The sequence below is a fragment of the Nocardioides sp. cx-173 genome (genome assembly GCF_021117365.1).
In the GTDB taxonomy this organism is placed as follows: Bacteria; Actinomycetota; Actinomycetes; order Propionibacteriales; family Nocardioidaceae; genus Nocardioides.
The window spans coordinates 1,558,295-1,572,370 of record NZ_CP088262.1; the positions used below are offsets into that span (position 1 = coordinate 1,558,295).

Sequence of the window (14,076 nt, forward strand, 5' to 3'; positions counted from 1 at the left end):
ATGCGGGAGGATGGAGCCGTGAGAGACGTCGTGATCCTCGGCAGCACCGGCTCCATCGGCACCCAGGCCCTGGAGCTGGTCCGCGCCAACCCCGACCGCTTCCGTGTTGTCGGGCTGACGGCGGGCGGCTCGCAGCCGGAGCTGTTCGAGCAGCAGGTCGCCGAGCTCGGCCCGCGCTTCTCAGGTCTGGGGGAGGAGGCCTCCGTCGAGGCGGCCTCGATGTCGTGCGACGTCGTGCTCAACGGCATCACCGGGGCAGTGGGGCTGCGCCCGACGCTGGCCGCCCTCGACGCCGGGAACACGCTCGCGCTGGCCAACAAGGAGTCGCTGATCATGGGCGGGCCGCTGGTGCTGGAGCGGGCCAAGCCCGGCCAGATCGTGCCGGTCGACTCCGAGCACAGCGCGCTCGCGCAGTGCCTGCGGGGCGGTCGCCCCGACGAGGTGCGCCGCCTGGTGCTCACCGCGAGCGGGGGCCCCTTCCGCGGCCGCACCCGCGACGAGCTCGCGGGGGTCACGCCCGCACAGGCGATGGCGCACCCGACCTGGGCCATGGGCCCGGTCATCACGATCAACTCAGCGACCCTGGTCAACAAGGGCCTGGAGGTGATCGAGGCCCACCTGCTGTTCGGGATCCCGTTCGACCGGATCGAGGTGGTGGTGCACCCGACGAGCGTCGTGCACTCGATGGTGGAGTTCCTCGACGGCTCGACGCTGGTCCAGGCCAGCCCGCCGACCATGCTGATCCCGATCTCGCTGGGCCTCGCCTGGCCCGACCGGGTGCCGGACGCCGCCGCGCCGGTCGACTGGAGCCGTCCCGAGACCTGGGAGTTCTTCCCGCTCGACGACGAGGCGTTCCCGGCGGTGTCGCTCGCGCGGCAGGCGGGGGAGCGCGGAGGCACCGCGCCTGCGGTCTACAACGCGGCCAACGAGGTGTGCGTCGAGGAGTTCCGGGCGGGCCGGCTCGCGTTCACCGACATCGTTTCGAGCGTCGCCGCCGTCCTCGCGCGCCACGACGTACCCTCGGAGGAGGGCCTGACGATCGACGGCATCCTCGCCGCTGACGCCTGGGCCCGCACCGAGACCCGCACCTTGATAGGGAGACCTGAGTGACCGCTCTCTACTACCTGCTCGGCGTCGTCCTCTTCGTCGTCGCCATCCTCGCCTCGATCGGCCTGCACGAGCTCGGCCACATGATCCCGGCGAAGAGGTTCGGCGGGAAGGTCACGCAGTACTTCATCGGCTTCGGCCCCACGGTGTGGAGCCGCCAGGTCGGCGAGACCGAGTACGGCGTGAAGGCGATCCCCCTGGGTGGCTACGTCAAGATCGTCGGGATGCTGCCTCCCGGAGCCGACCAGCTCGCCGACGAGGTCACCGTCGACGCCGACGGCAACACCGTCACCCGGGTGCGCAAGTCCAACACCGGGATGTTCACCCAGCTGATCTCCGACGCCCGCGCCGCCGAGTGGGAGCTCGTGCAGCCCGAGGACTCCGAGCGGCTCTTCTACAAGCTCCCGTCGTGGAAGAAGGTCGTCGTGATGGCGGGCGGTCCGACCGTCAACATCGTGATCGCCTTCCTCATCTTCTGCGCGGTGTTCGCGACCTACGGCAACCCCAGCGACCCGCAGGTCGACCCGGTGGTGGCTCGGGTCGAGGCCTGCGTCGTGCCCGCCGCCGAGGCGGGGCGCGTCTGCACCGACGAGGACCCGGTGGCTCCGGCGTACGAGGCGGGCTTCCGCGAGGGCGACCGGTTCGTCTCCTTCAACGGCGAGGAGGTCACCGACTGGCGCCAGCTCCAGGGCCTGATCCGGGGCAACGACGACGGACGCGCCGAGATCGTCGTCGAGCGCGGCGGCGAGGAGCTCACGCTCACCACCAGCACCCTCGTCACCGCCCGCCCGACCTCGGCCACCGACGCCACCGAGGAGCAGGTCGGCTTCCTCGGCATCCAGCCCGCCACCCACCTCCAGACCGGCGGGGTGCCCTACACGCTGGAGCAGATGGGCGCCATGACCGTCGACACGGTCCAGGCCCTCGCCACGCTCCCGGTCAAGGTGTGGGACGTCGCCCAGGCCATCGTCGGCCTCGAGGAGCGCGACCCCGCGGGACCGGTCAGCATCGTCGGCGGCGGACGGCTCGCGGGCGAGACCGTCTCCCACGACGAGTTCCCGGTCGCCGACAAGGCCGTCTTCCTGTTGATGCTGATCGCGGGGTTCAACTTCTTCATCGGGATGTTCAACTTCCTCCCGCTGCTGCCCCTCGACGGCGGCCACATCGCCAGCGCGCTGTGGGAGGCCGTACGCCGCCGCCTCGCGCGCCTGCGCGGCCGCCCCGACCCCGGCTACGTCGACGCGGCCAAGCTGCTCCCCGTCGCCTACGTCGTCGCCTCCGCGATGCTCGTCATGGGCGTCGTGCTGATCGTCGGCGACCTGGTCGTGCCGCTGCACCTCGAGGGGTAGCCGCTCGCGGAGCGCTCGCCTCGACCACCGCAGGCGGCCCGGGCGAATGCGGAGCGCGCGGACACCGGCCAGTAACCTGGGGGCCATGACCGCCATCAGCCTCGGCATGCCGGAGGCGCCGCCTCCCGTGCTCGCCCCACGCCGCAAGACCCGCCAGATCCAGGTGGGCAGGGTCGGGGTCGGGAGCGACCACCCGGTGTCGGTGCAGTCGATGACGACGACGCTCACCTCCGACGTCAACGCGACCCTGCAGCAGATCGCCGAGCTGACCGCGACCGGGTGTGACATCGTGCGCATCGCCTGTCCGAGCCAGGACGACGCCGACGCGCTCGCCGAGATCGCGGAGCACTCCCAGATCCCGGTGATCGCCGACATCCACTTCCAGCCCAAGTACGTCTTCGCCGCGATCGACGCCGGCTGCGCCGCCGTGCGCGTCAACCCGGGCAACATCCGCAAGTTCGACGACCAGGTGAAGGAGATCGCGCGCGCCGCCCAGGACCGCGGTACCTCGATCCGCATCGGCGTCAACGCCGGGTCGCTGGACCCGCGCCTGCTGCAGAAGTACGGAAAGGCCACGCCCGAGGCGCTCGTGGAGTCGGCGAAGTGGGAGGCCGGGCTGTTCGAGGAGCACGGCTTCCGGGACTTCAAGATCTCGGTCAAGCACAACGACCCCGTGGTCATGGTGCGCGCCTACGAGCTGCTGGCCGCCGAGGGGGACTGGCCGCTGCACCTCGGCGTCACCGAGGCCGGGCCGGCGTTCCAGGGCACGATCAAGTCCGCGACCGCCTTCGGCGCACTGCTGAGCCAGGGCATCGGCGACACCATCCGCGTCTCCCTCTCGGCCCCGCCGGTCGAGGAGGTCAAGGTCGGCATCCAGATTCTGCAGTCGCTCAACCTGCGCCCGCGCAAGCTCGAGATCGTCAGCTGCCCGAGCTGCGGCCGCGCGCAGGTCGACGTCTACACCCTGGCCGAGCAGGTGACCGCCGGCCTCGAGGGCATGGAGGTCCCGCTGCGCGTCGCCGTCATGGGCTGCGTCGTCAACGGCCCGGGTGAGGCGCGTGAGGCCGACCTCGGCGTCGCCTCGGGCAACGGCAAGGGCCAGATCTTCGTCAAGGGCGAGGTCATCAAGACCGTCCCCGAGTCGCAGATCGTGGAGACGCTGATCGAGGAGGCCATGCGCATCGCCGAGGGCATGGAGGCCGTCGACGGCGCCGAGGCCCAGGTCACCGTCTCCTAGGCACGCCGGTCGCCCCCGGGCGGACTTCGGCCTAGAGTCTCCTCGTGCCGACGACCACCCGCCACGGCGTACGCCCCCTCGGCTCTGCCGACCTCGAGGCGTTCCTGGCGCTGGCCGAGCGGGACCCGGTGGTCAACGTGTTCGCGATCTACCGCGCCCGCACGACCAGCCTCGAGCCCCGGTGGCTCGGGGGAGAGGTGTGGGGCCGCTTCGCCAACGGTGAGCTGGTCGCCGCCTGCCACGTCGGTGCCAACCTGGTGCCGATCCAGGCCACGGCCGACGACGCGCGGGCGTTCGCCGAGCGAGCGCTGACCCGCAGCCGCAGCGTCTCCACGATCGTGGGGCCCCACGACGCCGTCCGGGTCTTCTGGGACAGCGTCGCCGACTCGTGGGGCAGTCCCCGCGAGTGCCGGTGGGAGCAGCCGCACCTGGTCATCGACACCCCACCGCTGGTCGAGGCGGACCATCGCGTGCGCCGTACGACGCGGCAGGACCTGCCGGAGCTCTACCCCGCCTGCGTGGCCATGTACACCGAGGAGGTCGGAGTGTCCCCGGAGGCCGGGGGCGGCGCCGATCTCTACCGCGCCCGGGTCAGCCAGCTCACCAGCCGGGGCTGGTCCTTCGCCCGCTTCGACGAGGGGCGCGTGGTGTTCAAGGCGGAGGTCGCCTGCGCCACCGAGGACGCCGCGCAGGTCCAGGGCGTCTGGGTGCCTCCGGACCGCCGAGGCGAGGGCCTGGCCACGGCAGGCATGGCCGCGGTCGTCGACTTCGTCCAGCACGAGATCGCGCCGGTCGTCTCGCTCTACGTCAACGAGTGGAACACGCCGGCACGTCGCGCCTACGAGGCCGTCGGCTTCCGGGAGACGATGCGCTTCTCGACCGTGATGTTCTGAGGCGGCGCGCTCCGCGCCGGAACTGGTGCGCGGAGCAAACACCTGCGGAAGTAGCCTGACCGCATGATGATGCGGATGTCGAGCCTGTTCCTGCGGACCCTGCGTGAGGACCCCGTGGACGCCGAGGTCCCGAGCCACCGGCTGCTGGTGCGCGCGGGCTACATTCGCCGCGCCGCCCCGGGGATCTACACCTGGCTGCCCCTCGGCCTGCGGGTGCTGCGCAGGATCGAGACGATCATCCGCGAGGAGATGGACGGGATCGGCGCGCAGGAGCTGTCGTTCCCCGCCCTGCTGCCCAAGGAGCCCTACGAGGCCACCGGTCGGTGGACCGACTACGGCGACGGCATCTTCCGGCTCCAGGACCGCAAGGGCAACGACTACCTGCTCGGGCCCACCCACGAGGAGATGTTCACCCTCGTGGTCAAGGACCTCTACAGCTCCTACAAGGACCTGCCGCTCTCGATCTACCAGATCCAGACGAAGTACCGCGACGAGGCCCGCCCCCGCGCCGGCCTGCTGCGCGGACGCGAGTTCATCATGAAGGACTCCTACTCCTTCGACGTCGACGACGCCGGGCTGGAGGCCAGCTACCAGCGCCACCGCGACGCCTACATCCGGATCTTCGACCGGCTCGGCTTCGAGTACGTCATCGTCAAGGCCACCGCCGGCGCCATGGGCGGCTCCAAGTCGGAGGAGTTCCTGGCCCGCGCCGCCGTGGGCGAGGACACCTACGTGCGGTGCTCGTCGTGTGACTACGCCGCCAACGTCGAGGCCGTCACGGTCCGTCCTCCCGCGCCCGTGCCCTACGACGACGCCCCCGCGGCGCACGCCGAGCAGACGCCCGCGACGCCCACGATCGAGACCCTGGTCGACCACCTCAACGCCACGTTCCCGCGCGCCGACCGTCCCTGGGAGGCCGCCGACACCCTCAAGAACGTGCTGGTCGTGCTCAAGCACCCCGACGGCACCCGCGAGCCGCTGGCCATCGGCCTGCCCGGTGACCGCGAGGTCGACCGCAAGCGCCTCGAGGGCCAACTGGAGCCGATCGAGGTCGAGCCCATGGACGAGGCCGAGCTGCGCAAGCACCCCGCGCTGGTCAAGGGCTACATCGGCCCCGGGGTGCTCGGCGAGAAGAGCGCCTCCGAGATCCGCTACCTGGTCGACCCCCGGGTCGTCGAGGGCACCCGCTGGGTCACCGGCGCCGACGTCGACGGCAGCCACGTGCTCGACCTGGTGGCCGGGCGCGACTTCACCCCCGACGGCACCATCGAGGCCGCCGACGTGCGCGACGGCGACGCCTGCCCCAACTGCGACGAGGGCACCCTGGAGTCCGCGCGCGGCATCGAGATGGGTCACATCTTCCAGCTGGGCCGCAAGTACGCCGAGGCGCTGGAGCTCAAGGTCCTCGACGAGAACGGCAAGCTGGTGACGGTCACCATGGGCTCCTACGGAATCGGCCCCTCGCGGGCCGTCGCCGCCATCGCGGAGGGCACGCTCGACGAGTCCGGTCTGTGCTGGCCGCGCAACGTGGCCCCCGCCGACGTCCACATCGTCGCGGCCGGCAAGGACGCCGACGTGTTCGCGGCCGCCGAGCGGATCGCCCACGAGCTCGACGCCTGCGGCGTCCAGGTCCTCTACGACGACCGGGCCGGCAAGATCAGCCCCGGCGTGAAGTTCAAGGACGCCGAGCTGATCGGAGTGCCCACGATCGTGGTCGTCGGCAAGACCCTCGCCGAGACCGGCGCGGTCGAGGTCCGCGACCGGCGTACCGGCGAGCGGGTCGGGGTCCCCGCCGACCGCGTCGTCGACCACCTGGTCGCCCTGGTGCGCGCCTGACCTGGGCGGCGTGAGTTTCACCGGGTGCCCGGTGAAACTCACGCACCCCGCACGAAGCTTCACACCGGAGGCGTGAGTTTCGCACCGGGCCTGGGGCTAATGGGACCGTCGGTGCAAGGGGGCCGGGCCGCGGCGGCCGGCGGGCTCGATCAGCTCCATGAGGCGCAGGCAGTAGGCGACGCGCTGAGCGAGGCCGGTCGGAGCCCCGATCAGGGCACCGAGCTCGGCGGTCGTGAACGGCTCGTCGGGTAGCTCGGCGCCCAGGAGCCCCAGCGCGTCGCCCGGCTCGCGCAGCTCGTGGCTGCCGACCACCTCGGCGAGGTGGCGCACTCCGGGGTCGCGGGTGCGCCGCCCGGACCGGCTGCGCGTGGGCGCCGGCGCCCGGACGTGGTCCTCGCGGCACAGCAGCACCTCGACGACCAGGTGCGGGTGGCCGATCAGGGAGGGGAAGGCGACCAGCTTGTCGAAGACCTCGAGCACGCCCGCCCGCTTGGGGGAGCGGCGCTCGGAGAGGATCACGCCGTCGACGTCGACCCGCACGATGCGGCGTACGGCGGGGACGGGGTGCACGACCCGCATCCGGTGCTGGTCCAGCAGGCCGTCGAGCTTGGGCCCGAGCGGCGCGAAGCCGCCGGTCTGGACCTCGACCAGCTCCCCGTCGGCGCGGACCAGGTCGACCACCCAGCGGCCGACCGGCACCTCGAACGCGTCGCCCGGGCGGCCCAGCCACTGCTTCACCGCCGCGTGGAGGGGGCCCTCCGCGAGCTCCCCGATCCCGGCCACCCCCCGAACCTACGGCGTCGGGGCCGCTGACTAGGGTGCCGCCATGCCCGAGAGCCCCGGAGTCGACGCCGTGATCTTCGACTGGGGCGGCACGCTCACCCGCTGGCACGACATCGACTTCCACGCCGAGTCGCTGGCGCTGGCCCAGGCGGTCGTCGGCCACGGCGACGTGGAGGCGTCGCGGGCCAGGCTCCACGAGGCCGGGAGCGTCATCTGGGGCCGCTCGCGCGACCACCAGCAGAGCGCGACGGTGGCCGACCTCTTCACCGAGGCCGGGCTGGACCATGACCCCGAGCTGCTCCGCCACTACTACGAGTTCTGGGAGCCGCACACCCTCACCGACCCGGCCGTCGGCCCCCTGTGGACGTCGCTGCGCGCCGACGGCCTGCGCATCGGAGTGCTGTCCAACACGATCTGGCCGCGCTCCTGGCACGAGCGGATCTTCGAGCGCGACGGGGTGCGCCACCTGATCGACGGTGACGTCTACACCAGCGAGATCCCGTGGACCAAGCCGTCACCGCGCGCGTTCGGCGCGGCGATGCAGGCGGTCGGCGCTCACGACCCGGCGCGCTGCGTCTACGTCGGCGACCGGCTCTTCGACGACATCTGGGGCGCCCAGCAGGCCGGCCTGCGCACGATCCACGTCCCGCACAGCGCGATCCCGGCCGAGCAGACGGGCCACACCGAAGGCGTGCCCGACGCCGTTGCCCACGACTTGGCCGACGTTGCCTCGATCGTCGCCGGCTGGCGCTGAGCGTCTACCGCGCCTGACCAGGCCGATTGCAAGTTTGTGCAATGCAGATTTGTGATGTTCGCAGGTCATACCGCGCGCGCGCTCCCTGCTGCATCATCGTGCAAGGAAGGGGCGTCTACCTACCCCACCTCGAGGTTGTCCCTTCCGTCCCCCACAAAAGGCCTCGTCCCAGGCCTCAGCGGTCCGCGTACTCGACTTCCCGGGGAGCATCTCGGGCGTTCCCCGGGAGCCGAGTTCGCGGACCGCTGGCATGTCCGCACCCAACCTCAGCCGTCGGTGCGCCCGGGGAAGTCCTGCGGTGAGCCCCCGAAGGCGAGCTCCCGCACGGCGGTGGCCTGCAGGGACCGCAGCGCCCAGGTGCGCAGCTCGTCGCTGGTGCTCGCGACCAGGTAGGCGTACGTCGCCGCGCAGTCGCGCTCGAGACGCAGCGCGCGCCGGGTGACCGCCTCGGGCGTGCCCAGGTCGCCCGGCACGGCGTAGGCGACCTCGGCCCCGACCGGGTCGCCGCCGAGGTCCTCGATGCTGCGCACCAGCTGGTCGCGGCGCCCCCGGTGTGCCACGTAGGCGTCGGTGACCGCCGCGAACAGCCGCGGACTGGCCGACTGCGACGTCTGCCCGCCCAGGACGCCCAGCACGTAGACGGCGGCGTGCTCCGCGGCCAGTGCCGTCTGCAGGGCCGAGAGCTCGCTCACCGCGGCACCGCCGTGGACACGCTCGCGAGCCGCTGTGCCACGGCGGCTGACATCGAGGCCAGCAGCGAGGCCAGCGCTCCGCTGCCGGCGGCCAGGCAGGCGTCGTCGAGGCGTCCCTGGTGGGCCCGCTCGAGGGTGCGCACCCGCCTCAGGGCGGGGGCGTAGGCGAGCCGCCGGCCACCGGTGCCCGGCGCCGGGGCAGGGTCATCGGTCAGCGCGGCGCGATGGGTGAGGTGGAGGGCGATGAGGGCGTCGGGGAGGTCGCCGAGGCTGCGGGCGTGCGGCAGGGCGGCGATGGTGGCGTCCAGGTCGGCGACGACCTCGGCGACCAGCGCCGTGTCCGCATCCACCGGCGGCGCGGTGGGGGAGCCGGCCGGAACGGGGCCGCCACGGGGGTCCAGGTCGTCCAGGTCACAGCCCGTGGCGACCAGCAGCGCACCGAGCGTCGCGCCGATCGCCGTACGGCGTGTGGCTGCGGGGCGGTGGGGCACCCGGCGACCCTATCGCCGGATGTCCAGACCACCGCCGGGAGCGGCTATCGTGGCAGCAGCAGCACCCACAACAGCACAGGGAGGTCGCGCCACCATGAGCGCCAAGCAGGCCGAGATCCAAGCCAAGATCGAGGCGGAGCTGAAGGACCCCCTGCGCGAGCTCGCCCTCGACATCGAGGCCGTCGAGATCACCCCCGCCGGCAAGCGCCGCGTGCTGCGGGTGGCCGTCGACAAGGACGGCGGGGTCACCCTCGACGAAGTCGCCGAGGCGACCCGTCGCATCGACTCCGTGCTCGAGGCCTCCGACGTGATGGGGGAGCACCCCTACACGCTCGAGGTGACCTCCCGCGGGGTCGACCGGCCGCTGACGCTGCCGCGCCACTGGCGCCGCAACGCCGACCGGCTGGTCAAGGTCACCCTCACCGACGGCTCCTCCTTCACCGGGCGGATCCTCGCCTCCGACGAGGAGCGCGCCACCGTCGACGTGGCGGGGACGTCTCGCGACGTGACCTACGCCCACGTGGACAAGGCGCTGGTGCAGATCGAGTTCAACCGCAAGAAGAGCACCGACACCGACGACGAGGACGAGGACGACGCCTGATGGACATCGACATGAGCATCCTGAGGATGCTGGAGCGCGAGAAGGAGATCTCCTTCTCGGTACTGGTCGAGGCGATCGAGCAGGCACTCCTCACGGCGTACCACAAGACGCCGGGAGCGCAGGAGAAGGCGAGGGTCACCCTCGACCGCAAGACCGGCCACGTGACCGTGCTGGCCGCCGAGCTCGACGACGAGGGCAACGTCGTCGGCGAGTTCGAGGACACGCCCGACGGGTTCGGCCGGATCGCCGCCACGACCGCCAAGCAGATCATGCTGCAGCGGCTGCGCGACGCCGAGGACGACGTGCGGTTCGGGGAGTTCTCCGGCAAGGAGGGCGACATCATCTCCGGCGTCATCCAGCAGGGTCGCAACCCCGCCGACGTCCTGGTCGACCTCGGCAAGCTCGAGGCGCTGCTGCCGGTGGGCGAGCGGGTCCCCGGCGAGGACTACCAGCACGGCACCCGCATCAAGTGCCTCGTGGTGTCGGTGCGCAAGGGCATGCGCGGACCGCAGATCACGCTCTCGCGCTCGCACCCCAACCTGGTCAAGAAGCTGTTCGCGCTGGAGGTCCCCGAGATCGCCAGCGGGGTCGTCGAGATCAAGGCGATCGCCCGCGAGGCCGGGCACCGGACCAAGATCGCGGTCAAGACCGACACCCCGGGGGTCAACCCCAAGGGCGCCTGCATCGGCCCGATGGGTCAGCGGGTGCGCAACGTGATGTCGGAGCTGCACGGCGAGAAGATCGACATCGTCGACTGGTCCGACGACCCGGCCACGCTCGTCGCCAGCGCGCTGTCGCCGGCGCGCGTCACCTCGGTCGAGATCGTCGACCTCGCCGAGCGCTCCGCCCGCGTCGTCGTCCCGGACTTCCAGCTCTCGCTGGCGATCGGCAAGGAGGGCCAGAACGCCCGCCTCGCCGCCCGCCTCACCGGCTGGCGCATCGACATCCACGGCGACGAGGAAGCCCCCGCGGGCACCTGAGCGGGCGTGGGGGTGCGCCGGTTCGGTGATGTGCCCCCGCGTTGGCTAGACTGGTGCACGGTGGTCCACCGAAGCGCTCCCCTCACGTCGACAGATCCTGTCCGCACGTGCGTGGGGTGCCGCCAGCGGGCCGCCAAGCGTGAGTTGATGCGGGTGACTGCCGGCTCGGACGCGCACGGCCAGCCGGCCGTCGTACCCGATCCGGACGCCACCGCACCCGGCCGGGGCGCACACCTGCACCCCACCGCCGAGTGTTACGACCTCGCCGTACGACGCAGAACGTTCGCCCGTGCCTTGCGGCACGAGGGGCCGCTTTCCGCCGCACCGGTGGAGGAGTTCCTCGCCTCGCGCGCAGACCCACAGTGACGACACCAACCAGAAACTGGAGCAGCAGCTCATGAGCACTCGATGAGTAACTCCCGATGAGTTTGCAACACCACTAACGGTCTCGCATCACCGCACGACGCGGGTCGAGGCCAGAAGGAGAAACGTGGCTAAGACCCGAGTACACGAGCTCGCAAAAGAGTTCGGCGTCGAGAGCAAGTTCGTTCTCGAGAAGTTCAAGGAGATGGGCGAGTTCGTCAAGTCGGCGAGCTCGACTGTCGAGCTCCCCGCGGAGATGCGCTTCCGCAAGGAGGTAGGCGAGTCGCTCAAGGCCGCCGCCGCCCCTGCCGCTCCTGCCGAGGAGAAGGCCGCCCCCAAGCCGACCCCGCGCAAGCCCGGCCCGGCCAAGAAGGCCGCCGAGCCCGAGGTGCAGGCTCCCGAGCCGGCCCCCGTCGTCGAGGCGGCCCCCGCCGCCCCCGCCGCACCGGCAGCGCCGGCAGCTCCTGCTGCCCCGGTCGCTCCGGCCCAGCCGGAGGCGCCCGCCGCCGCGGCCCCGTCCGCCCCGTCCGCACCGAGCGCGACCCCGTCCGCGCGTCCGAAGGCACCGACCCCGGCCCCGCGCCCGGTCGGCAAGCCCAGCGGCACGCCGCGTCCGGGCAACAACCCGTTCTCGTCCAGCCAGGGCATGGGCAAGCGCCCCGCGGCGCCGCCGCGTGAGCCGGCTGCCGACGAGGCTCCCGGCGACGCTCGTCCGCCGCGTCCGGCCGCCGCCCGCGAGGGTGGCGCCCCGGGTCGTCCGGGCATGCCTCGCCCCAACCCGGCGATGATGCCCAAGTCCCCGTCCGCCTTCGGTCCCGGCCCGGCCGGTCGCGGCGGCCCCGGTCGCGGCGGCCCCGGTGGGGCTCCCGGCCGCGGTGGCCCCGGTGGGGCTCCCGGTCGCGGTGCTCCGGGTCGCGGTGCCCCCGCGGGTGCCGGCGCCCCGGGCGGTCGCCCCGGTGGCTTCGGCCCGAGCGGCGGCGGTCGTCCCGGCGGCGGCAACCGCCCCGGCCAGCGCGGCCAGACCCAGGGTGCCTTCGGTCGCCCGGGTGGTCCCTCGCGTCGTGGGCGCAAGTCCAAGCGGGCGCGTCGCCAGGAGTTCGAGGCCATGGAGGCCCCGACCCTGGGCGGCATGCGGGTCCGCAAGGGCAACGGCGAGACCGTGCGTCTCGCTCGTGGCGCCTCGCTGACCGACTTCGCCGACAAGGTCGGCGTCGACGCCGCCCAGCTGGTGCAGATGCTCTTCCACCTCGGCGAGATGGTGACCGCGACCGAGTCGGTCAACGACGCGACGCTCGAGCTGCTCGGTGAGGAGCTCAACTACAACGTCGAGGTCGTCTCCCCCGAGGACGAGGACCGCGAGCTGCTGGAGTCGTTCGACATCGACTTCGGCACCGACGAGGGCGACGACAGCGACCTGGTGGTGCGTCCGCCGGTCGTGACCGTCATGGGTCACGTCGACCACGGAAAGACCAAGCTCCTCGACGCGCTGCGCAACGCCAACGTCGTCGACAAGGAGGCCGGTGGCATCACCCAGCACATCGGTGCCTACCAGGTCTCCACCGAGGTCGACGGCACCGAGCGTCGCATCACCCTGATCGACACCCCCGGTCACGAGGCGTTCACCGCCATGCGTGCCCGTGGTGCCCAGGCGACCGACATCGCGATCCTGGTGGTCGCGGCCGACGACGGCGTCATGCCCCAGACGGTGGAGGCGCTCAACCACGCCCGTGCCGCCGGCGTGCCGATCGTGGTCGCGGTCAACAAGATCGACAAGCCCGACGCGGACCCGACCAAGGTGCGCGGCCAGCTGACCGAGTACGGCCTGATCCCCGAGGAGTACGGCGGCGACGCGATGTTCGTCGACGTCTCGGCCAAGTCCGAGCTCAACCTGGACAAGCTGCTCGAGGCGGTCGTCCTGACGGCCGACGCGTCCTTGGACCTGCGGGCCAACCCCACGCAGGACGCCCAGGGCCTGGTCGTCGAGGCCCACCTCGACCGTGGCCGCGGCCCGGTCGCGACCGTCCTCGTCCAGCGCGGCACGCTGCGCGTCGGCGACTCGATCGTGGCGGGCGCCGGCTACGGCCGCGTGCGCGCCATGCTCGACGAGCACGGCGACAACATCGAGCAGGCAGACCCGTCGCGCCCCGCGATGGTCCTCGGTCTGACCGCGGTGCCTGGCGCAGGCCAGAACTTCATCGTGGTCGAGGACGACCGCATGGCGCGCCAGATCGCGGAGAAGCGTGAGGCGCGTGAGCGTGCGGCCATGCAGGCCAAGCGTCGCGTGCGTCGCACCCTCGAGGACTTCATGGCCTCCATGGAGAAGGGCGAGAGCCAGGAGCTCAACCTCATCCTCAAGGGCGACGTGTCCGGCTCGGTCGAGGCTCTCGAGGACGCCCTCGCGCAGATCGACGTCGGCGACGAGGTCAGCCTGCGGGTCATCGACCGCGGTGTCGGTGCGATCACCGAGACCAACGTCGACCTGGCCGCGGCCTCCGACGCCATCATCATCGGCTTCAACGTCCGGCCCCAGGGCAAGGCGAGCCAGATGGCGGACAAGGAAGGCGTGGAGATCCGGTACTACTCGGTCATCTACAACGCCATCGAGGAGATCGAGGCGGCTCTCAAGGGCATGCTCAAGCCGGTCTACGAGGAGTCGACCCTGGGCCAGGCGGAGATCCGTGCGATCTTCCGCTCGTCCAAGCTCGGCAACATCGCGGGCTGCATGGTCACCTCGGGTGTCATCCGCCGCAACGCCAAGGTGCGGGTGCTGCGTGACAACAAGGTGATCGCGGACAACCTCGACCTCAGCTCGCTCAAGCGCGAGAAGGACGACGCGTCCGAGGTCCGCGAGGGCTTCGAGTGCGGCCTGGTGCTCAAGAACTTCCAGGACATCAAGGAAGGCGATGTCGTGGAGGCGTTCGAGATGCGCGAGATCGCCCGCAGCTGATCCACCCGTCGACGAGTCGGCGCAGCTCCCCGCGGGGGGCTGC

At 71.8% G+C, this 14,076-nt stretch carries 13 protein-coding genes; 10 read left to right on the plus strand and 3 right to left on the minus strand.

Annotation, left to right across the window (positions count from 1 at the left end; translation table 11 throughout):
- The 5 genes from LQ940_RS07540 (at window position 1) to LQ940_RS07560 (ending at window position 6,422) form a co-directional block, all read left to right on the plus strand.
- Window positions 1-1,110 carry a 1-deoxy-D-xylulose-5-phosphate reductoisomerase gene (locus tag LQ940_RS07540; protein ID WP_231242381.1) on the plus strand — a complete coding sequence of 370 codons (1,110 nt, stop codon included), beginning with the start codon at window positions 1-3 and terminating at the stop codon, window positions 1,108-1,110.
- Window positions 1,107-2,456 carry a M50 family metallopeptidase gene (locus tag LQ940_RS07545; RefSeq protein ID WP_231242382.1) on the plus strand — a complete coding sequence of 450 codons (1,350 nt, stop codon included), beginning with the start codon at window positions 1,107-1,109 and terminating at the stop codon, window positions 2,454-2,456. Before LQ940_RS07540 ends, LQ940_RS07545 begins: the two co-directional genes overlap by 4 nt.
- 85 nt (window positions 2,457-2,541) lie before the next feature.
- Window positions 2,542-3,693: a flavodoxin-dependent (E)-4-hydroxy-3-methylbut-2-enyl-diphosphate synthase gene (gene ispG, locus LQ940_RS07550; protein ID WP_231242383.1), complete on the plus strand. Its 1,152-nt coding sequence runs from the start codon at window positions 2,542-2,544 to the stop codon at window positions 3,691-3,693.
- A gap of 44 nt (window positions 3,694-3,737) precedes the next feature.
- Window positions 3,738-4,586, plus strand: coding sequence for a GNAT family N-acetyltransferase (locus LQ940_RS07555; protein WP_231242384.1), 849 nt, complete (start codon window positions 3,738-3,740; stop codon window positions 4,584-4,586).
- Window positions 4,587-4,649: 63 nt separating this feature from the next.
- Window positions 4,650-6,422: a proline--tRNA ligase gene (locus LQ940_RS07560; protein WP_231242385.1), complete on the plus strand. Its 1,773-nt coding sequence runs from the start codon at window positions 4,650-4,652 to the stop codon at window positions 6,420-6,422.
- Window positions 6,423-6,518: 96 nt separating this feature from the next.
- Here the strand turns inward: LQ940_RS07560 and LQ940_RS07565 are convergent, their stop codons facing one another.
- Complete coding sequence (locus tag LQ940_RS07565) at window positions 6,519-7,205, minus strand: hypothetical protein (RefSeq protein ID WP_231242386.1); 687 nt, start codon at window positions 7,203-7,205, stop codon at window positions 6,519-6,521.
- 43 nt (window positions 7,206-7,248) lie between these two features.
- Here LQ940_RS07565 and LQ940_RS07570 point away from each other — a divergent pair, with 43 nt between their 5' ends.
- Window positions 7,249-7,959 carry an HAD family hydrolase gene (locus tag LQ940_RS07570; RefSeq protein WP_231242387.1) on the plus strand — a complete coding sequence of 237 codons (711 nt, stop codon included), beginning with the start codon at window positions 7,249-7,251 and terminating at the stop codon, window positions 7,957-7,959.
- 266 nt (window positions 7,960-8,225) lie between these two features.
- Here LQ940_RS07570 and LQ940_RS07575 read toward each other — a convergent pair whose 3' ends face one another.
- Both LQ940_RS07575 and LQ940_RS07580 read right to left on the minus strand, forming a co-directional pair.
- Window positions 8,226-8,651: a ferritin-like domain-containing protein gene (locus LQ940_RS07575; RefSeq protein WP_231242388.1), complete on the minus strand. Its 426-nt coding sequence runs from the start codon at window positions 8,649-8,651 to the stop codon at window positions 8,226-8,228.
- On the minus strand, window positions 8,648-9,142 hold the full coding sequence (locus LQ940_RS07580) for a hypothetical protein (RefSeq protein ID WP_231242389.1): 495 nt from the start codon (window positions 9,140-9,142) through the stop codon (window positions 8,648-8,650). The genes LQ940_RS07575 and LQ940_RS07580 overlap by 4 nt, the downstream gene beginning before the upstream one ends.
- Before the next feature lie 94 nt (window positions 9,143-9,236).
- Here LQ940_RS07580 and rimP point away from each other — a divergent pair, with 94 nt between their 5' ends.
- From rimP to infB, 4 genes are all read left to right on the plus strand, one after another.
- Entirely contained in the window at window positions 9,237-9,743 is a 507-nt protein-coding gene (gene rimP, locus LQ940_RS07585) for a ribosome maturation factor RimP (RefSeq protein WP_231242390.1), read from the plus strand.
- Complete coding sequence (nusA, locus tag LQ940_RS07590; protein WP_231242391.1) at window positions 9,743-10,723, plus strand: transcription termination factor NusA; 981 nt, start codon at window positions 9,743-9,745, stop codon at window positions 10,721-10,723. The genes rimP and nusA overlap by 1 nt, the downstream gene beginning before the upstream one ends.
- A 111-nt stretch (window positions 10,724-10,834) precedes the next feature.
- A complete protein-coding gene (locus tag LQ940_RS07595; RefSeq protein WP_269217246.1) occupies window positions 10,835-11,089 on the plus strand; it encodes a YlxR family protein in 255 nt (84 codons plus the stop codon).
- Between the two features lie 124 nt (window positions 11,090-11,213).
- Window positions 11,214-14,033, plus strand: a complete 2,820-nt coding sequence (infB, locus tag LQ940_RS07600; protein ID WP_231242393.1) for a translation initiation factor IF-2 — start codon at window positions 11,214-11,216, stop codon at window positions 14,031-14,033.
- The last annotated feature ends 43 nt before the right edge of the window (window positions 14,034-14,076 follow it).